Below are 17097 nucleotides of genomic sequence, written 5' to 3'. Positions count from 1 at the left end.
CAACCAGCAGCAGGCCATCAAAAACCCCTCAAGGAGCAGGCCCATGGGCCATCCGTTCCCGATCCGGGAGATCGCACGTCAGGCGGGTCTCAGCGAGGCCACCGTGGACCGCGTCCTCAACGGCAGGGGAGGGGTGCGCGAGAGCACCGCGCGGGAGGTGCACCGGGCCATCGCCGACCTCGACCGGCAGCGCACCCAGGTGCGGCTGGTCGGCCGCACGTTCATGGTCGACATCGTGGTGCAGGCACCCGAGCGGTTCAGCACCGCCGTACGCGCCGCGCTGGAGGCCGAACTGCCCTCCCTGCACCCGGCCGTGGTCCGCTCCCGCTTCCACTTCCGCGAGACCGGCCCGGCCGCCGAGCAGGTCGGGACGCTGGACCGGATCGCCCGGCGCGGGTCGCAGGGCGTGATCCTCAAGGCGCCGGACGTCCCCGAGGTGACCGCCGCCGTGGGCCGGCTCACCGCGGCCGGCATCCCGGTCGTCACCCTGGTCACCGACCTGCCCGCGAGCGGCCGCGTCGGCTACGTCGGCAGCGACAACCGGGCCGCCGGCGCCACCGCCGCCTATCTGACGGGCCAGTGGCTCGGTGACCGGCCCGGCAACGTCCTCACCAGCCTCAGCAGCGGCTTCTTCCGCAACGAGGAGGAGCGCGAGATGGGCTTCCGCAGCGTGATGCGGGCCCGGCATCCGCAGCGCGCCCTGGTGGAGATCGCCGAGGGCCAGGGGCTGGACGCCACCCAGTACGACCTGGTCCGCGCCGCCCTGGAACGGGACCCGGAGATCCGCGCCGTGTACTCGATCGGCGGCGGCAACAACGCCACGCTGCGCGCCTTCGCCGACGCCGGCCGGGAGTGCGCGGTGTTCATCGCCCACGATCTCGACCACGACAACACGCGGCTGCTGCGCGAGCACAGGCTGTCCGCCGTGCTCCACCACGACCTGCGCCAGGACATGCGGGAGGCGTGCCACCTCGTCATGCGGGCGCACGGCGCGCTGCCCCCGGCCGGGCCGGCGCTGCCGTCCGCGATCCAGGTGGTCACGCCGTACAACATGCCGGCGCCGACGGAGGGTTGAGGGAACCGATGGCACGGAGCGAACCGGCGGAGGAGCAGGTGGTGATCGAGGGCGTCCCCATGGTCGCGGCCCTCGTGCCCGGCGACGGGATCGGGCTGCTGGCGCTGCACGGCAGCAACGAGGGCGGCACCGCCGAACTCGCCCGGACCGTGGCGCGCCGCTGCGGCGCCACCAGCCTCGTCTTCACCCAGCCGGGAGCACGCCGGCCCGTGCACGTCACCTCGCCGCGGATGGCCGCCGACCGCTGTGCGCTGCTGCGGGAGTTCCTCGACCGGGTTTCCCTCACGGTCTCCCTGCACGGCCACATGCGGCCCGGCGCGCCGCGCACGGTCTTCCTCGGCGGCGGCAACCGGGCGGCGGCCCGCGTCCTCGCCGAGGCACTCGCCGCCCACGTCCCGCACTTCCCGGCGGTCACCGACCTGGCCGCGATCCCGAGCGCCCTGCGGGGCGTGCACCCGCGCAACCCCGTCAACCTGACCCGCCTGGGCGGGGTCCAGGTGGAACTGCCGCTCCTGGCCCGGACGGGCGGGGCCGCGGACCTGCCGCCGGGGGAGGTGGTCGAGGCGCTGGCCGCGGGGGTGACGGAGCTGGGCAGGGCGGCGCACCGCGGCCCCGGCCTCACAGGGTGATCGCGTAGGCCTTGCGCAGCGTCTCGTGCACGGTCCACGTCGTACGGTCGCCCGCGCGCAGCACCGCCATGTCGCCGGGCCCCACCTCCAGCGTCGGCCCGTCCGCGACCTCGATCGTCGCCGAGCCGCTGATCACCACGAACAGCTCGTCCGCCTCGGTGTCGGTGACCACGCCCGGGGTGATCTGCCAGATGCCGCGGATCTGCCGGCCGTCCGGTGACGTCCAGACCACCTTCCCGGTGACCTCCGGGTTCCCGGAGACGATCTGCTGCGGGTCGAGGGGCTCCGGTTCGAGGCGGGCGTCGGGGATGCGGAGCGCGAAGCTGTGCGTCATGCGGCGACCCTAGCCAGCGCCGGGACCGTGCCACGGCCGACAGTGTGTGCGGCATCGGGGCTGGTGGGAGGACACTTCGTCGGGCCGGCTGGAATGGCGGGGCGGCGCGGTGCGGGTGATCGTGGGGGTATGGCTGACTCTCCGGCGGTCGGCACGGCACCGCCCCGGCGGCACGACACCCGCGAGGCCGTCCTGTTCGGCGGGGTGTACGGCGCCGTCCTCGCCAGCTCGATGGTGGCGGCGCTCAGCCAGTACGGCCGTACGACCGCCGCCGGCCGCCGCTACGACGCCGTGTGGCTCCTGGTGACCGCCCTCGCCTCCGCGCTCGCGCACGGCTACGCCCACTACATCGCCGAACGCACCCCGCACCGCCGGTGGGACGTAGTGCGCGCGCTGCGGGACGAGTGGCCGCTGGTCGTGGCCTCGCTGCCCACGGTGTTCCTGCTCGCGGGCGCCGGGTGGGGCTGGTGGCCGCCGAACGGCGTCCAGTATCCGGTGTTCGCCCTCAACATCGTCATCCTCTTCGCCCTGGGGCTGATCACCGCCCGCTGGTCGGCCCGGAGTTGGCCGATGGCGGTCTTCATGGGCGCCGGGGACGCGCTGCTCGGGGTGTTCGTGGTGGTGGCGAACGCGCTCATCAAGTAGGCGCGCGCCCGTCAAGCGCGCCCGTCAAGCAGGAACGCGGCAGCGGCCCGGCTCTCAGCGGCCGGTGCGCACCCCGTCCAGGGCGATCGCCAGGACCCGGTCGCGCTGGGCGTCGTCGTCGAAGGCCGTGGCGGTGATGCCGGCGATCATCCGCAGCAGGTCGGTGAAGTCCATGTCCGTACGGGCGACGCCCGCCCGCTGGGCGCGCTCCAGCAGCGGGCCCCCGGCGGCGTACATGGAGTCGCGGCAGGTCTGGAAGATCTCCGACTCGTCGTTCAGCGCCTCGCGCACCGCGCGCTTGGTGACCATGTAGCCGGAGAACCGGTCCAGCCAGGCGGTCAGCGCCTCCCACGGCTCCAGGTCCGCGACCTCCTCGGCGGCCCGGCACAGGGCGGCGACCTCGTCGGCGTAGACGCTCTCGAAGAGGTCGCGGCGGGTGGGGAAGTTCCGGTAGAGCGTGCCGATGCCGACCCCGGCGCGGCGGGCGATGTCCTCGAGCGAGGCGTCGGAGCCGTGCTCCGCGAACGCCTCGCGGGCGGCGGCGAGCAGGGCGTCGTAGTTGCGGGCGGCGTCCTTGCGGCGCGGCCGGCGGGCCGCCACGAGCTCGCCGACGGGGAACGGCGTGGCCGTCACTGCTGCCTCCCAGAGGGAATCGATGAACCGGAGCCATGCATCCGCTTCGGTTGAACCGGAGGCTCACCTCCGCTAGAGTGGAGGGGTACCTCCACTTTAGCAGTGGGAGGGCGGCGCCGCCCTGGCCGGACGTGCCCGGCGGCCCTCGCACCCCTCGCACCCCTCGGTCATCCCCAGCACTCCCTTCCGGAGAGGCTCCCTCATGCCCCGCAAGTCCACCCGCCTCACCTTCGCCGTCCTCGCGACCGGCGCGGGCGTGTTCTCCATGCTGCAGTCGCTGATCGCGCCGGCCCTGCCGACCGTCCAGCACGCCCTGCACACCTCCCAGTCCAACGCGACCTGGGTGATGACGGCGTATCTGCTGTCCGCCTCGGTCTTCACCCCGATCCTCGGCCGGGTCGGCGACCTCGCCGGCCGCAAACGCACGCTCGTCGGCGTCCTGCTCGCCGTCCTCGCCGGCTGCCTCGTCGCCGCGCTCGCCCCGAACATCGGCGTCCTCGTCGTCGCCCGCGTCGTCCAGGGCGTCGGCGGCGCCCTGTTCCCGCTGTCCTTCGGCATCATCCGCGACGAGTTCGCGCCCTCCCAGGTCAGCGGCAGCATCAGCAACCTCTCCGCGGTGATCGCCGCGGGCGGCGGCGTCGGCATGGTGGCCGCTGGGCCGATCGTCTCCGCGCTCGACTACCGCTGGCTGTTCTGGATCCCCGTGGCGATCGTCGCCGCGACGGTCCTGATCGCCGTGGCCTGTGTCCCCGAGTCCCCCAGGCGGGCCGAGGGGAAGGTGGGCTGGCTGGGCGCCGGGCTGCTCTCCGCCTGGCTGGTGGCCCTGCTGCTGCCGCTGAGCCAGGCCGGGCAGTGGGGCTGGGGCTCGCCGAAAGTGCTCGGCCTGTTCGCCGCCGCCGTGGTGCTGTTCGCCGCGTGGCTCACGGCCGAGGCCCGCTCCCGCACCCCGCTGATCGACCTGCGTGTGATGCGGCTGCCCGCCGTGTGGACCACCAACGCCGCCGCCCTGCTCTTCGGCGCGGGCATGTACGCCATCTGGTCCTTCCTGCCGGGCTTCGTCCAGACGCCGTCCGCGGCCGGTTACGGCTTCGGCGCGAGCATCACCGCCTCCGGCCTGCTCATGCTGCCGATGCTGCTGGCGATGTTCCTCTCCGGGGTCCTGTCGGGCCGGCTCGAGCCCCGCGTCGGCGCCAAGGCGCTGCTCACCGCCGGCGCCGCACTCGGCGCGCTGGCCTGCGGGTTCCTCACCCTCTGGCACGACGCCCAGTGGCAGATCGCCGTCGTCGCCGGCCTGTTCGGCCTGGGCATCGGACTGGCCTTCGCCTCCATGGCCAACCTCGTCGTCGGCAGCGTCCCGCCCGAGCAGACCGGCGCCGCGACCGGCATGAACGCCAACATCCGCACCATCGGCGGCTCCATCGGCGCCGCGGTCACCAGCGTCCTGGTCACCGGCCGCCTCCAGCCCTCCGGCCTGCCCTACGCCTCCGGCTACACCCACGGCTGGGCCCTGCTCGCCCTGCTCTGCCTGGCCGCGGCCGGCGCCGCCCTCCTCGTCCCGGCCCGCCGCCCCGCGCGCACGACGCACTCCGCCACCCCGGGGGCGGCACGGGAACCCGCACGGGTGCGATAAGGTTGACCTGCGTGATCACGCGGGACGCCCCGCGTGGGAGCGCGACGGGACGTGGCGCAGCTTGGTAGCGCACTTGACTGGGGGTCAAGGGGTCGCAGGTTCAAATCCTGTCGTCCCGACGTGACGCGGGCGGGCGCCGTGCCGGAGTGATCCGGCACGGCCGCCCGCCCGCGTGTGGCGGGTGTTCACCCGGCCGTGCCCGCCGGGGCCGTGGTCGTGGTGAAGCCCTCCTTCTTGTTGGCCTTGAGGGCGAAGTCGTTGGTGAACGTGGTGCCCAGGTCGACCTTCGAGGTCGCGTGGCCCACCAGCTCCTCCGTGGCCAGGACGTTCTTCGGGCCGCCGGCCGGCATGATGCCGTCGGGGAGGAACTGCCCCTTGTCCTGGGTCAGCGCCGAGATGTAGTCGGCCTTGGTCACCAGCTGGTTCTGCACGAACGACTGCGGCAGCTTGCCGGCGATGTCGGCCGCGCTGTGCTTGTCGATCCAGTGCATGGTCGCCACCAGCGCGTCGACGACCCTCTGCACCGCGTCCTTGTGCGCGTTCACCCAGTCGGTACGGGCGATGACACCCGCGGCCGGCCACGCGCCGCCCGTCGCCGCCTTGGCCCCGGCGGTGGTGGCGACGTCGACCGCCGAGTAGCCGACGCCCTTCTTCTCGATCGCGGCGACCGTCGGCTGCGTCGTCATCACGCAGGCCACCTTGCCGTTCTGCAGCGCGGCGATGGCGGTGGAGCCCGCGCCGACCCCGATCCGGTGGAAGTCGCTGGTCTTGACGCCCTTCTTGGCGGCCAGGAACTGGGTGAGGGTGTCGGTACCCGAGCCGAGGTCGGTGACGCCCAGCGTCTTGCCCTTGAAGTCCGCGGCCGAGTGCACCCCGCTCTTGGTGCCGCACATCTCCCGCTCGCCCGGCGCGCCGGACAGCTGGACGACGTCCTCCACCGCCTTGCCCTTCACCTGGAAGTCGATCGTGTGGTTGTACCAGGCGCCCGCCATGTCCACCTGCCCCGAGGCCATGGCGTCCTCGGCGCCGGTGCCGCCGTCCTGCTCGGTGCTCAGGACGACGTCGACGCCGTACTTCTTGTAGAAGCCGAGGTTCTGGGCGAGCTGGTACGGCAGGTAGATCTGCTTGTCGATGCCGCCGACCATCAGCCGGACGGTCGGCGTGCCGCCGGAGCCGCCCGAGGCGGAGCCGGCGGAACCGCTGCCGGAGCAGGCGGTGGCCGCACCGAGGACGAGCACGGTGACGACGGACGCGGTGAGGGTTCTCTTGGACATGGCGGCTCGATTCATCTCGTAGGACTCAAGATCTCGTAGGACTCGGGTGAGGGGGGATCAGAGGGAGTTGGCCTCGGTGGGGGCCGGCGGGCGCCAGGAGAGCAGCCGGTGTTCGAGCTTGCCGATCAGCCACTCGGCGCCGAGCACGATCACCGCGATGACGAGCATCGTGGCGAACACCCCGTTGGGGTCGAAGTTGTTCTGCGCGGTCTTGATGACCAGGCCGAGGCCGCTCTGCGCGCCGAGCACCTCGCCGACGAGCGCGCCGACGATGGCGAAGCCGAACGCGCTGTGCAGGCTGGCGATGATCCAGGTCAGCGCGGACGGCACGATGACGTGCCGGATGATCTGCAGCTGCGAGGCGCCGAGCACCCGGGCGTTGGCGAGGATGTTGCGGTCGACCTCGCGCACGCCCTGGAAGGCGTTGAAGAAGACGATGAAGAACACCAGCACGGCGGCGAGCAGGATCTTCGGGGTGACGCCGATGCCGAAGGCGACGATGAAGATCGAGCCGAGCACGATGCGCGGGATCGCGTTCACCATCTTGATGTAGGGGCCGAGGACGTCGGACAGATACCGGCTCTGCCCGAGCGCGACGCCGAACACGACCCCGGTGACGGCGCCGACGGCGAAGCCGGCCAGGGCCTCCTGGATGGTGGTCCAGATGTTGGCGTAGAAGGACCCGAACTCGGTGCCGTTCCGGAAGAGGTCGACCAGCCGCCGGGCGATTCCGGACGGCTGCCCGAAGAAGAAGGGGTCGACGAGGCCCCAGGCGGTGAAGGCCTGCCAGCCGCCGACGACGAAGGCGGCGAGGCCGATGCGGCCCGCCCACACCAGCGTCACGCGGCGCCGTGCGGCCCGTCGGGCGGCGGCCGCGGCCGAGGCCTGGCCGCCGTCGGCGACCGGGACGGCGGAAGCGGTGGACGTCGTGCTCATGCCTTTCCTCCTGCGGTGCGTGCGTAGGCGCGCTCCACCTCTTCGCGCAGCGTGTCCCAGATCTGGTGCTGCAGTTCGATGAAGCGGGGCTGGTAGCGGATCTCCTGCACCGAGCCGCGCGGCCGTGGCAGGTCGATGTCGAAGACGGCCTTGACCGAGCCGGGGCTGGAGGTCATGACCACCACCCGGTCGGCGAGCGCCACGGCCTCGTCCAGGTCGTGGGTGATGAAGATGACGGAGGGCCGGATCTGCTCCCACAGGTCCAGCAGCTCGGTGGACATGATCGCCTTGGTCTGCACGTCCAGGGCGCCGAACGGCTCGTCCATGATCAGGATCTTGGGTTCGTTGATCAGCGCGGCGGCCATCGCCACGCGCTTGCGCATGCCGCCGGACAGCTGGTGCGGATAGCGGTCCTCGAAGCCGGCCAGGCCCACCCGGCGCAGCCAGTCCCGCGCCGAGGCCTGCGCCTGCTGCTTGGGCACGCCGCGGAAGACCGGGCCCATCAGCACATTGCCGAGGACCGTCTTCCAGGGCAGCAGCGCGTCCGCCTGGAACATGAAGCTGACGCCGTCGGTGATGCCGTCCACCGCACGGCCGCCGACCGTCACCGAGCCCTCGCTGGGCCGGTCGAGCCCGGAGACCATGCTCAGCGTGGTCGACTTGCCGCAGCCGGTCGGGCCGACCACGGCGCAGAACTGGCCCGGCTCGACGGTGAACGAGACGCCTTGGAGCGCCGTGAACACCTCACCGGCAGGGGTCAGGAATCGCTTGGTGAGCCCGGAGATCTCGATGCGCGCGTCCCCGCGCTCCGCTGCACCGGCGATCGGGCTCTTCGCGACGTCGTTGCGCGAAGCCATGTGAGGCCGTCTCCTTCCACACCTCGGGGGTCGAGGAAGGCAGACGCTAGAGGTCACACGGTGTGACGTCGCTGTTTCCCAGGTATCCCGCGAAAGCCGCGTTGACCGGGGTTCTGCTCGTTCTGCTCAGTGGAACGGGGCTGGGCAGGGTTTCGGCCATCAGGCACAATCACGCCACCACGGGTCCGGCTCAGGGCCGGCCCGGCACCCTGCGGGACAGAGACGAAGAGGCACCTGTGACACCCATCCGTCAGTGGACCGGGCGCGGCGGGAGGAGGAGACTCTCCGCGCGGATCCTCGCCAGCCAGCTCGCCATCCTGGCGCTCACGGGCGCCATCGGATTCGTCCTGTTCGCCTTCGCGCAGCGCTCCGCGCTCGACCGCACCTACGAGGAGCGGGCCGTGGGCATCGCCCAGACCGCCGCCGCAGACCCGCAGATCCGGCGGGCCATGGAGAACGGCGACGAGGGCGGCACGGTGCAGCGGGCCGCGGAGCGGATCCGCCGGGCGTCCGGCGCGTCGTACGTGGTGGTGATCGACCTGCACGGCGTCCGCCACTCGCACCCCATGCCCCAGCTGGTCGGCTCGCCCGTGGCCGAGCCGCTCGTGGCACTGGACGGCCGGCCGCACGTCGGCACCGACCAGGGCGCGACCGGACGTTCCGCCAACGGCAAGGCCCCGCTGTACGGTCCGACGCACAAGCTGGTCGGCGAGGTGTCGGTGGGCATCCCGGAACGGCATGTGCTCAGCGAGCTGTGGCGCGAGCTGCCCACCTTCGGGCTCTACGCCGCGATCGCCACCACACTGGGCGCCGCGGCCGCGTACCTGCTGGCCAGGCGGCTGAAGCGGACCACGTTCGGGCTCGAGCTGGAGGAGATCGCCGGACTGCTGCAGGACCGCGAGGCGATGCTGCACGGCATCCGCGAGGGCGTCGTCGCCTTCGACCCCGAAGGACGGATCACCGTCGTGAACGACGAGGCCCGCCGGCTGCTCGGCCTCGGCACCGCGCTCGGCCGCACCGTCGAGGAGGTGCTGCCCGACGGCCGGCTGCGCCGCGCCCTGGACGGCACCCTCACCGGCGCGGACGTCAGCGTCCTGACCGACGAGCACTGCCTCGTCGTCAACCGCATGCCGGTGACCCTGCACGGCCGGGAACTCGGCGCCGTCGTCACCGTGCGGGACCGCACCGAGCTGGTCGGGCTGCTGCGCGAGCTGGACTCCGTGCGGGGCCTGACCGACGCGCTGCGCGCCCAGCAGCACGAGTTCACCAACCGCATGCACACCCTGGCCGGCCTGCTCGACATCGGGGAGTACGACGACGCCTACGAGTTCGCCGTCGGCACGGCCGGCGCCGGACAGGCCCTGTCCGAGTCCGTGCGCAAGCGGATCGGCAACTCCCTGATGGTCGGACTGATCGTCGCCAAGACCACGGTCGCCGCCGAACGCGGGATCCGCATCGAGCTGACCGGCGACTCGGCCCTCGGCCAGGACCCGCCGCACCTGCATCGGCTGCTGACCATCGTCGGCAACCTGCTGGACAACGCGGTCGACGCGGCCGGCGAGGGGCCGCGCCCGGCGGCCGGCCGCGAGGTGCGGCTCACGCTGACCGAGACCCCCGGCGAGGTACGGGTCCGGGTTGCGGACACCGGCCCCGGCATCCCGCCGGACGCGGTCGAGTCGATCTTCGAGGACGGCTGGTCCACCCGGCCGGAACGGGGCACGGCCCGGCGCGGTCTGGGACTGGCCCTGGTGCACCGGCTGGTGCAGCGGCACGGCGGCACCATCACGGTCAGCGAGGGACCCGGCGCGGTCTTCACCGTCGTACTGCCCCTGCCCGAGGCGGCCACCGCGCCGCGGGGCGCACTGTTCACCACGGCGTTGCCGGTGGGAGGCGAGCGCTGATGATCCGGACCCTGGTCGTGGACGACGACTTCCGGGTGAGCCACATCCACAGCGAGTACGTGAGCCGTGTCGCCGGCTTCCGCGTGGTCGGCGAGGCGGCGACCGTCGCCGAGGCACTGGAGGCGGTCCGGACCCTGCGCCCCGACCTGCTGCTGCTCGACGTCTTCCTGCCGGACGGCAACGGGCTCGACGTGCTGCGCCGGCTGTCGGGGGACGAGGGCGGGGCCCGCCCCGACGTCCTGATGATCACGGCGGACCGGGACATCGAGTCGGTGCGCGGCGCCATGAAGCTCGGCGCCGTGGGCTACCTGGTCAAGCCGTTCGGCTCGCCCGACCTGTGCGAGCGGCTCACCGCCTACCGCGAGCTGCAGCACCGCGTGGAGGTGCTCGGCCCGGCCGCCGAGACCCAGCAGGCCGACGTGGACGCGCTGTTCAGCGCCGCCAGGCCGCCCGCCGTCCCAAGGGTGCCGGCCAAGGGGCACTCTGCGCCCACCCTGAGCCTGGTCCACCAGGCGCTGCGGGCCGCGACGGGACCGGTCTCGGCGGCCGAGGCGGCCGAACTCACCGGAGTCTCCCGCGCCACGGCCCAGCGCTACCTGTCCTACCTCGTCAAGGAGGGCATGGTCCGCCTGGAGCTGCGCTACGGCGCGACCGGGCGCCCGGAACACCTGTACCGGACCGTCTCGTGAACCGGCGCCGGGGCCCGGCCGCGGGCCGGGCGGACCCGTGGCCGGAGGTTCACGGCGTGTCCGTCTCCGCGGGCCCGCGCTGCCGGCGTGCGGCCATCACCGCGTAGACCAGGATGCCGGCGAACAGGAACAGCACCCCCTGGTACACCGCCGCATAACCGGCGCCCGCCATCAGCCAGACGGAGAACACGGCCGCGATCACGGTGATCACCGAGTCGCGCACCAGCCGCCCGCGGTCCACCGACCTGCCGGAGACCAGGTGGAAGAGCTGCGCCGCCGTCGCCAGCAGGTACGGCACGGTCGCGGTGAACGTGGTGACGAGGACCAGGACGTCGAAGACCTTCGCCGAACCCGACAGGTAGTTGTAGACCGTGAGCAGGGACGACAGCACGACGGTGACGGCGACGCCCACCGTCGGCACGCCCCGGCGGCGCCGCGCGAACGCGGCCGGGAACAGACCGTCCCGGGCGGCCGCGTACGGGGTCTGGGCGCTCAGCAGGGTCCAGCCGTTGAGGCACCCGGTCATGGACACCAGCGCCGCCAGCGCCACCGCCGTACCGCCCCAGCTGCCGCCGAACATGGTGTTCACCGCGTCGGAGAAGGGTGCCGTGGACGTCACCAGCCGGTCGTGCGCGACCGTGCCGAAGACGGACAGCGTGCCCAGCAGGTAGACCAGCGCGGCGCCCGCGGTGCCGATCACGGTGGCCCGCCCCACGTTGCGGCGGGCGTCCCTGACCTCGCCCGCGCTCACGGCGGCGGACTCCACCCCGAGGTAGGAGAAGAGGAGCAGGGCGGCGGAGGCGGAGATCGCGCCGACCGCGCTGTGCCCGCCGGCGTTGAACGGCCCGAGCCGGGACGGGTCGAAGAAGAACAGCCCGCCGACCGCGACGAGCAGCAGCGGCACGAACTTCAGCACCGTCGAGACCAGCTGCACCGCGCCCACGTACCGGGTGCCGGCGAAGTTGGCGAGGGCCGGCAGCCACTGCAGGAGCAGGGCGGCCAGGCACGCGGACCACTTGTGGTGGCCGACCGGGATCAGCACGTCCAGGTAGCCGACGGCGGCGACGGCGAGCGCCGCGTTCGACACCCAGGTGGTGATCCAGTACGCCCAGGCGGCCAGGAACCCGGCGAAGTCGCCGAAGGCCTCGCGGGCGTAGACGTAGGGGCCGCCGGTACGGGGGTCGCGCGCGGCGAGCCGGCCGAAGACCAGGGCGAGCGCGATGGCGCCCACGGTCAGTACCCCGAAGGCGACCAGGCTGACCGTGCCGTACGGGGCGATGGAGGCGGGGAGCAGGAAGATGCCGCCGCCGATGATGTTGCCCATGACCAGCGCGGTCGCGACCGGCAGGCCGAAGCGGCGGGCATGCTTTCCGGGGTCGGTGGGGTGCGGGTCCTCGACGACGGCCCTGCGGGTCTCGGAGGTGGCCGGAGCCGGCTGCGGGGCGGTTCCGGTGACGTGCATGGGTGGTGCGCCTCTCATCGAACAGATGTCCCAGGATCGCCGGGACGCTGCCATGGTCCGGGACACCCCGGCCCACCGCAAAATCGCCGCCTCTTGTGCCGTCCGGGGCGGCCGATCGCGGAAAAAGTGCGCTGCTGCGGCCTTTGCGCCGTGAGATGTCCGGCGCGCCGGTCCTAGTCCTCGCCGTCCGCCCACAGGCTGCGCACATGGCCCAGATGCCGGGTCATGATCGCGTGGACGGCCCTGTCGTCCCGCTCCAGCAGGGCGTCGAGCAGCTCGAGGTGCTCCTCGGCCGAGGCGAGCAGCCGGCCGGCCTCCACCAGGGCCGTCAGGCCGTAGAGACGGGAGCGCTTGCGCAGGTCGGCGACCACCTCGACCAGGTGGGCGTTGCCCGCGAGGGCGAGCAGACCGAGGTGGAAGCGGGTGTCGGCCTCCACGTAGGCGATCAGGTCGCCGGCCGCGGCCGCGGTGACGATCTCGCGGGCCGCCGGGCGCAGCGCCTCCAGCGAGACCCGGTCGGCGGTGCGGGCCAGGGCGGCCACCGTCGGAATCTCGATCAGGCCGCGGATGTGCGTGTACTCGTCCAGCTGCCTGTCGGAGACGACGGTGACCCGGAAGCCCTTGTTGGGCACGGTGTCGACGAGACCCTCCTTGGCCAGGTCCAGCATCGCCTCCCGCACCGGTGTCGCCGAGACGCCGAAGCGGGCGGCGAGCGAGGGCGCGGAGTAGACCTCGCCCGGCCGCAGCTCGCCCGCGATCAGCGCGGCGCGCAGCGCGTCGGCGACCCGCTCGCGGTAGCTGCTGCGCCGGCCGCCCAGCCGGGGGAGGGCGGGGACCCGGGCGCCTCCCGTGTCCGGTGCCATGTCACGCATCACCCCGGGAGTCTAGAGGACGGCCTAGAGGACGAAGCCCTCCGGGAAGGGGTCGGTGGGGTCGAGCAGGTACTGCGCGGTGCCGGTGATCCACGCGCGGCCCGTGAAGCTGGGCAGGACCGCCGGGAGCCCCGCGACCCGCGTCGTGCCGAGGAGCCGTCCGGTGAAGCGCGTGCCGATGAACGACTCGTTGACGAACTCGGTGTGCAGCGGCAGTTCGCCGCGTGCGTGCAGCTGGGCCATGCGCGCGCTGGTGCCCGTGCCGCACGGCGAGCGGTCGAACCAGCCCGGATGGATGACCATCGCATGCCGCGAGCGGCGGGCGGTGGCGCCGGGCGCGTAGAGGTGGACGTGGTGGCAGCCGCGGATGGACGGGTCCTCCGGGTGCACCGGTTCCGCCTCCGAGTTGATCGCCGCCATCAGCGACAGACCGGCCGCCAGGATGTCGTCCTTGCGGGCCCGGTCGAAGGGCAGCCCGAACGCCTCCAGCGGCAGGATCGCGTAGAAGTTGCCGCCGTAGGCGAGGTCGTAGGCGACCGTACGGCCGTCGGGCAGGGTGATCTCACGGTCCAGGGCGACGGCGAACGACGGCACGTTCCGCAGGGTGACGTCGCGCGCGGCGCCGTTCTCCACCGCCACCTCGGCGACCACGAGGCCCGCCGGGGTGTCCAGCCGGATGGTGGTCACCGGCTCCGTCACCTCCACCATGCCGGTCTCCACCAGCACGGTCGCCACCCCGATGGTGCCGTGCCCGCACATCGGCAGATATCCGGAGACCTCGATGTAGATCACGCCCCAGTCGCAGTCGGGGCGGGCCGGCGGCTGGAGGATCGCGCCGCTCATCGCGGAGTGGCCGCGCGGCTCGTTCATCAGCAGCCGCTTGATGTGGTCCCGGTGTTCACGGAAGTACAGCCGCCGCTCGTTCATCGTCGCGCCCGGCACCGTGCCGATCCCGCCGGTGATCACCCGGGTCGGCATGCCCTCGGTGTGCGAGTCGACGGCGTGCAGGACGAGCTTGCTGCGCATGTTCCGGCTCCCTCGTGCGAGCGCGGGCCTATGCGAGGCCCGCGGCGACGGCCTTCTCGGTGGCGGCCCGGACCTGGGCCTCCTGCTCGGGCAGCAGCGGCATGCGCGGCGGGCGCACCGGGCCGCCGTACCGGCCGACGACGTCCATGGACAACTTGATCGCCTGCACGAACTCCACCCGGGAGTCCCAGCGCAGCAGCGGGTGGAGCCGCCGGTACAGCGGAAGCGTGGTGGCGAGGTCCCCGTTGCTCGCGGCGCGGTACAGCTCGGCCGAGGCCCGCGGCAGGGCGTTCGGGTAACCCGCCACCCAGCCCTGGGCGCCGGCCACCGCCAGCTCCAGCAGGACGTCGTCCGCACCGGCCAGCAGGTCCAGTCCGGGGGCGAGTTCGGCGATCCGGTAGGCGCGGCGGACGTCGCCGGAGAACTCCTTGACGCCGTGGATGTGGCCCTCCCCGTGCAGCCGGGCGAGGAGTTCGGGCACCAGGTCGACCTTGGTGTCGACGGGGTTGTTGTACGCCACCACGGGCAGGCCCGCGCGGGCGACCTCGGCGTAGTGGGCGAGGACGGAACGCTCGTCGGCGCGGTACGCGTTGGGCGGCAGCAGCATCACCGACGCGCAGCCTGCCTCGCCCGCCTGCTCGGCCCAGCGCCGCGCCTCGGCCGCGCCGTACGCGGCGACGCCCGGCATCACCCGCTCCCCGCCGACCGCCGCGACGGCCGTCTCCACCACCCGGGCGCGCTCCACGGGCGTCAGCACCTGGTACTCGCCGAGCGAGCCGTTCGGCACGACGCCGTCACAGCCTTCCGCCACCAGCCACGCGCAGTGCTCGGCATAGCGGTCGTAGTCGATCGAGAGGTCCTCGCGCAGGGGGAGGGCGGTGGCGACGAGAACGCCGCGCCATGGGCGGTGCTGCGGGTGGGTCATCTGCGGTCCCCAATCCGGTGATGTGTGACATGGTACTGAGGCGGGTGATCGGTGGACAGAGTTCGGGCCGGGGGAGTGAGTGTGGCCGGGGGAGTGGCGGGCCCTGTCGGGTGCGTCAGTCGTCCGGGAGGCCGGCGAGGACGCCCAGCGGTACCGGGCGGGCGAACGGGCGGCGGCCGGGGCTCGGTGGGCAGCCGGTCAGGCCGGCCACCGCGGGGGCGCACATCCGGCCCTGGCACCAGCCCATCCCGGCCCGCGTGAGCAGCTTCACCGTACGCAGATCACCCGCGCCGAGCGTGCCGGAGGCCGTGCGGACCTGGCCGGCGGTGACCTCCTCGCAGCGGCACACCACCGTGTCGTCCGTGATCCGCTCGGGCCAGCCCGGCGCAGGGGCGTACACCGTCTCCAGGGCCGCGGAGAACGCCCGCCCGCGGTCCCTGGCGCGCGCGGCGGCGGCCCAGGAGCGGGGATCGGGGGCGGTGCCGTGCAGCCGGGCGGCGATCGAGCGGCCCGCGATGTGGCCCTCGGCGAGTGCGAGGGCCGCGCCGCCGATGCCGGTGGCCTCCCCGGCGGCCCAGACGCCGGGCACGTCGGTGCGCTGCTCGTCGTCGACGCGTACGGCCGTGCCGGCCAGGGTGCAGCCCAGGGTCTCGGCGAGGTCGGTGTGCGGCAGCAGGCCGTGGCCGACGGCGAGGGCGTCGCAGGGGATGCGGCGCGCGCTGCCGGGCCGTACCCGGCCGTCCCGCTCCAGCGCGGCGACGGTCACCGCCTCCAGCCGGCCGGCGCCGTGCGCCTCCAGCACGGTGTGCCGGGTCAGCGTGCGCACCCGGTACCGCAGCAACCGCCCCGCGTACCAGGCGGCTTCGGCGAGCTTGGCGGGCTCGGCGGCAAGGGCCGGCGACCGGCGCGCCACGGCTCCGGGTCCGGCGGACTCGACCAGCGCCGCCACCCGCGCGCCCGCCTCCGCGAGCCCCGTGGCCACCGGCAGCAGCAGCGGCCCGGTGCCGGCCACCACGACCGTGCGGCCGGGCAGCACCAGCCCGCCCTTGAGCATGGCCTGCGCCCCGCCCGCCGTGACCACGCCGGGCAGCGTCCAGCCGGGGAAGGGCAGCACGCGTTCGTAGCCGCCGGTGGCGAGCAGCACGGCGCCGGCGCGGACGGTGACGCCCTCCTCCTGCGCCGGGCCGCGCAGGGCATGGACCGCGAAGGAGTCCGGCTCTCGCTCTGAGAAGCCCGGCTTCCGTTCGACGCACCAGACGTGGTGATCGCTCAGGTGGGTGATCCGCCCGGCGGCGAGGTGCGCTTCCAGGCCGTCCCGGAGCCGTTCCCAGGTGCGCCACTGGTGGTGGAGGGCCTGGGGGCGGCGGGCGCCGAAGGCCCGGGCGGGCTGCCGGTAGAACTGGCCGCCCGCCTGCCCGTCCGCGTCGACGAGGGTGACCCGCACGCCCCGGGCGGCCGCCGCCAGCGCTGCCGCGAGCCCCGCCGGGCCCGCCCCGACGACGCAGAGATGCGCCGGCTCCGTCATCGTCCCGTCCCCTCCTGCGTGCGGATCACATCGCCGGGCCGTACGGGCGCCAGGCAAGCCCGCTGGTTCGCCCGGCCGTTGACCGTCACCAGGCAGTCGAAGCACACCCCGATCCCGCAGAAGACCCCGCGCGGCCGGCCGCCGCCGCGGGTGCTGCGCCAGGACGTCACCCCCGCCGCCCACAGCGCCGCCGCGACCGTCTGGCCGGGGAGGGCGGCCAGGACGCGGCCGTCGAAGGTGACGTTGAAGGCCGCGCCCGGCCGGGCCTGGGCCAACTCCAGGGGATCGGCCGCACGTTGCCGCCACCCGGCACGGGCAGCGTCGGAGGAGTCGGTGGCGCGGTGGGGTTGAGGGGCGGGGGCCGGGTGGGGTGGTGAGTGGGTGGCGTGCTGTGGTTCAGGGGCGGGGGTCGGCTCCGGGGAGTCGGCCGGCCGGTGTGGCCGACGGGATCGGGCCGGCTCGGGGGAGTCGGCGGCGTGGTGTTGCTCAGGGGCGCGGGTCGGGTCGGCGGAGTCGGCGCCGTGGTGTGGCCGAGGGGCGGGGGTCCGCTCGGGGGAGTCGGCCGGCCGGTGCGGCCGACGGGATCGGTCCGGCTCGGGGGAGTCGGCGGCGTGGTGTTGCTCAGGGGCGCGGGTCGGGTCGGCGGAGTCGGCGCCGTGGTGTGGCCGAGGGGCGGGGGTCCGC

General features: G+C 73.6%; 17 protein-coding genes and 1 tRNA gene. 7 read left to right on the top strand and 11 right to left on the bottom strand.

The window, feature by feature from the left end; translation table 11 throughout:
- Nucleotides 1-43 precede the first annotated feature (43 nt).
- A complete protein-coding gene (locus ACGFZN_RS26925; protein WP_393861066.1) occupies nucleotides 44-1075 on the top strand; it encodes a LacI family DNA-binding transcriptional regulator in 1032 nt (343 codons plus the stop codon).
- Between the two features lie 8 nt (nucleotides 1076-1083).
- Nucleotides 1084-1704: a poly-gamma-glutamate hydrolase family protein gene (locus ACGFZN_RS26920; protein ID WP_393861065.1), complete on the top strand. Its 621-nt coding sequence runs from the start codon at nucleotides 1084-1086 to the stop codon at nucleotides 1702-1704.
- On the opposite strand, the gene ACGFZN_RS26915 is transcribed toward ACGFZN_RS26920, so the two are convergent.
- Nucleotides 1694-2038, bottom strand: a complete 345-nt coding sequence (locus tag ACGFZN_RS26915; RefSeq protein WP_393861064.1) for a cupin domain-containing protein — start codon at nucleotides 2036-2038, stop codon at nucleotides 1694-1696. The genes ACGFZN_RS26920 and ACGFZN_RS26915 overlap by 11 nt on opposite strands.
- A gap of 129 nt (nucleotides 2039-2167) precedes the next feature.
- Here ACGFZN_RS26915 and ACGFZN_RS26910 point away from each other — a divergent pair, with 129 nt between their 5' ends.
- A complete protein-coding gene (locus ACGFZN_RS26910) occupies nucleotides 2168-2683 on the top strand; it encodes a hypothetical protein (RefSeq protein WP_393861063.1) in 516 nt (171 codons plus the stop codon).
- A gap of 54 nt (nucleotides 2684-2737) precedes the next feature.
- Here the strand turns inward: ACGFZN_RS26910 and ACGFZN_RS26905 are convergent, their stop codons facing one another.
- The gene (locus tag ACGFZN_RS26905) at nucleotides 2738-3316 is read right to left on the bottom strand and encodes a TetR/AcrR family transcriptional regulator (protein WP_393861062.1); all 579 of its coding nucleotides are present in this window, start codon (nucleotides 3314-3316) and stop codon (nucleotides 2738-2740) included.
- 202 nt (nucleotides 3317-3518) lie between these two features.
- Between ACGFZN_RS26905 and ACGFZN_RS26900 the strand changes: the two genes are divergently transcribed.
- Complete coding sequence (locus tag ACGFZN_RS26900; RefSeq protein ID WP_393861061.1) at nucleotides 3519-4946, top strand: MFS transporter; 1428 nt, start codon at nucleotides 3519-3521, stop codon at nucleotides 4944-4946.
- Between the two features lie 45 nt (nucleotides 4947-4991).
- Nucleotides 4992-5065, top strand: a tRNA-Pro gene (locus ACGFZN_RS26895).
- Between the two features lie 66 nt (nucleotides 5066-5131).
- On the opposite strand, the gene ACGFZN_RS26890 is transcribed toward ACGFZN_RS26895, so the two are convergent.
- From ACGFZN_RS26890 to ACGFZN_RS26880, 3 genes are read right to left on the bottom strand one after another with little or no spacing between them, the layout of a single operon-like run.
- Nucleotides 5132-6220 carry an ABC transporter substrate-binding protein gene (locus tag ACGFZN_RS26890; protein ID WP_393861060.1) on the bottom strand — a complete coding sequence of 363 codons (1089 nt, stop codon included), beginning with the start codon at nucleotides 6218-6220 and terminating at the stop codon, nucleotides 5132-5134.
- 57 nt (nucleotides 6221-6277) lie between these two features.
- Complete coding sequence (locus ACGFZN_RS26885) at nucleotides 6278-7156, bottom strand: ABC transporter permease (RefSeq protein WP_393861059.1); 879 nt, start codon at nucleotides 7154-7156, stop codon at nucleotides 6278-6280.
- Nucleotides 7153-8013, bottom strand: a complete 861-nt coding sequence (locus ACGFZN_RS26880; protein ID WP_393861058.1) for an ABC transporter ATP-binding protein — start codon at nucleotides 8011-8013, stop codon at nucleotides 7153-7155. Before ACGFZN_RS26880 ends, ACGFZN_RS26885 begins: the two co-directional genes overlap by 4 nt.
- Before the next feature lie 236 nt (nucleotides 8014-8249).
- Here ACGFZN_RS26880 and ACGFZN_RS26875 point away from each other — a divergent pair, with 236 nt between their 5' ends.
- Both ACGFZN_RS26875 and ACGFZN_RS26870 read left to right on the top strand, forming a co-directional pair.
- Nucleotides 8250-9914, top strand: coding sequence for an ATP-binding protein (locus tag ACGFZN_RS26875; protein ID WP_393861057.1), 1665 nt, complete (start codon nucleotides 8250-8252; stop codon nucleotides 9912-9914).
- Nucleotides 9914-10603, top strand: coding sequence for a response regulator (locus ACGFZN_RS26870; protein WP_393861056.1), 690 nt, complete (start codon nucleotides 9914-9916; stop codon nucleotides 10601-10603). The genes ACGFZN_RS26875 and ACGFZN_RS26870 overlap by 1 nt, the downstream gene beginning before the upstream one ends.
- 49 nt (nucleotides 10604-10652) lie before the next feature.
- Here ACGFZN_RS26870 and ACGFZN_RS26865 read toward each other — a convergent pair whose 3' ends face one another.
- The 6 genes from ACGFZN_RS26865 to ACGFZN_RS26840 form a co-directional block, all read right to left on the bottom strand.
- Nucleotides 10653-12065: an amino acid permease gene (locus ACGFZN_RS26865; RefSeq protein WP_393861055.1), complete on the bottom strand. Its 1413-nt coding sequence runs from the start codon at nucleotides 12063-12065 to the stop codon at nucleotides 10653-10655.
- Nucleotides 12066-12238: 173 nt separating this feature from the next.
- Nucleotides 12239-12937, bottom strand: a complete 699-nt coding sequence (locus ACGFZN_RS26860; protein ID WP_393861054.1) for a GntR family transcriptional regulator — start codon at nucleotides 12935-12937, stop codon at nucleotides 12239-12241.
- A gap of 24 nt (nucleotides 12938-12961) precedes the next feature.
- Nucleotides 12962-13963, bottom strand: coding sequence for a proline racemase family protein (locus ACGFZN_RS26855; protein WP_393861053.1), 1002 nt, complete (start codon nucleotides 13961-13963; stop codon nucleotides 12962-12964).
- Between the two features lie 28 nt (nucleotides 13964-13991).
- Entirely contained in the window at nucleotides 13992-14888 is an 897-nt protein-coding gene (locus tag ACGFZN_RS26850; protein ID WP_393861052.1) for a dihydrodipicolinate synthase family protein, read from the bottom strand.
- A 115-nt stretch (nucleotides 14889-15003) separates the two neighbouring features.
- Nucleotides 15004-16413 (bottom strand): FAD-dependent oxidoreductase, encoded by a 1410-nt coding sequence (locus ACGFZN_RS26845; protein WP_393861051.1) that lies wholly within the window; start codon nucleotides 16411-16413, stop codon nucleotides 15004-15006.
- Nucleotides 16410-16694 carry a (2Fe-2S)-binding protein gene (locus ACGFZN_RS26840; RefSeq protein WP_393861248.1) on the bottom strand — a complete coding sequence of 95 codons (285 nt, stop codon included), beginning with the start codon at nucleotides 16692-16694 and terminating at the stop codon, nucleotides 16410-16412. The genes ACGFZN_RS26845 and ACGFZN_RS26840 overlap by 4 nt, the downstream gene beginning before the upstream one ends.
- Nucleotides 16695-17097 lie beyond the last annotated feature (403 nt).

Origin of the sequence: Streptomyces sp. NPDC048192 (assembly GCF_043202415.1) — a bacterium.
GTDB lineage: Bacteria > Actinomycetota > Actinomycetes > Streptomycetales > Streptomycetaceae > Streptomyces.
This window is presented reverse-complemented; position numbering and strand designations above follow the sequence as displayed.

Excerpts from the sequence above, each read along its gene's own strand:
- ACGFZN_RS26925 (WP_393861066.1), top strand. The coding sequence starts at position 44 with ATGGGCCATCCGTTCCCGATCCGGGAGATCGCACGTCAGGCGGGTCTC.
- ACGFZN_RS26920 (WP_393861065.1), top strand. The coding sequence starts at position 1,084 with ATGGCACGGAGCGAACCGGCGGAGGAGCAGGTGGTGATCGAGGGCGTC.
- ACGFZN_RS26915 (WP_393861064.1), bottom strand. The coding sequence starts at position 2,038 with ATGACGCACAGCTTCGCGCTCCGCATCCCCGACGCCCGCCTCGAACCG.
- ACGFZN_RS26910 (WP_393861063.1), top strand. The coding sequence starts at position 2,168 with ATGGCTGACTCTCCGGCGGTCGGCACGGCACCGCCCCGGCGGCACGAC.
- ACGFZN_RS26900 (WP_393861061.1), top strand. The coding sequence starts at position 3,519 with ATGCCCCGCAAGTCCACCCGCCTCACCTTCGCCGTCCTCGCGACCGGC.
- ACGFZN_RS26890 (WP_393861060.1), bottom strand. The coding sequence starts at position 6,220 with ATGTCCAAGAGAACCCTCACCGCGTCCGTCGTCACCGTGCTCGTCCTC.
- ACGFZN_RS26885 (WP_393861059.1), bottom strand. The coding sequence starts at position 7,156 with ATGAGCACGACGTCCACCGCTTCCGCCGTCCCGGTCGCCGACGGCGGC.
- ACGFZN_RS26880 (WP_393861058.1), bottom strand. The coding sequence starts at position 8,013 with ATGGCTTCGCGCAACGACGTCGCGAAGAGCCCGATCGCCGGTGCAGCG.
- ACGFZN_RS26870 (WP_393861056.1), top strand. The coding sequence starts at position 9,914 with ATGATCCGGACCCTGGTCGTGGACGACGACTTCCGGGTGAGCCACATC.
- ACGFZN_RS26865 (WP_393861055.1), bottom strand. The coding sequence starts at position 12,065 with ATGCACGTCACCGGAACCGCCCCGCAGCCGGCTCCGGCCACCTCCGAG.
- ACGFZN_RS26860 (WP_393861054.1), bottom strand. The coding sequence starts at position 12,937 with ATGCGTGACATGGCACCGGACACGGGAGGCGCCCGGGTCCCCGCCCTC.
- ACGFZN_RS26855 (WP_393861053.1), bottom strand. The coding sequence starts at position 13,963 with ATGCGCAGCAAGCTCGTCCTGCACGCCGTCGACTCGCACACCGAGGGC.
- ACGFZN_RS26850 (WP_393861052.1), bottom strand. The coding sequence starts at position 14,888 with ATGACCCACCCGCAGCACCGCCCATGGCGCGGCGTTCTCGTCGCCACC.
- ACGFZN_RS26845 (WP_393861051.1), bottom strand. The coding sequence starts at position 16,413 with ATGACGGAGCCGGCGCATCTCTGCGTCGTCGGGGCGGGCCCGGCGGGG.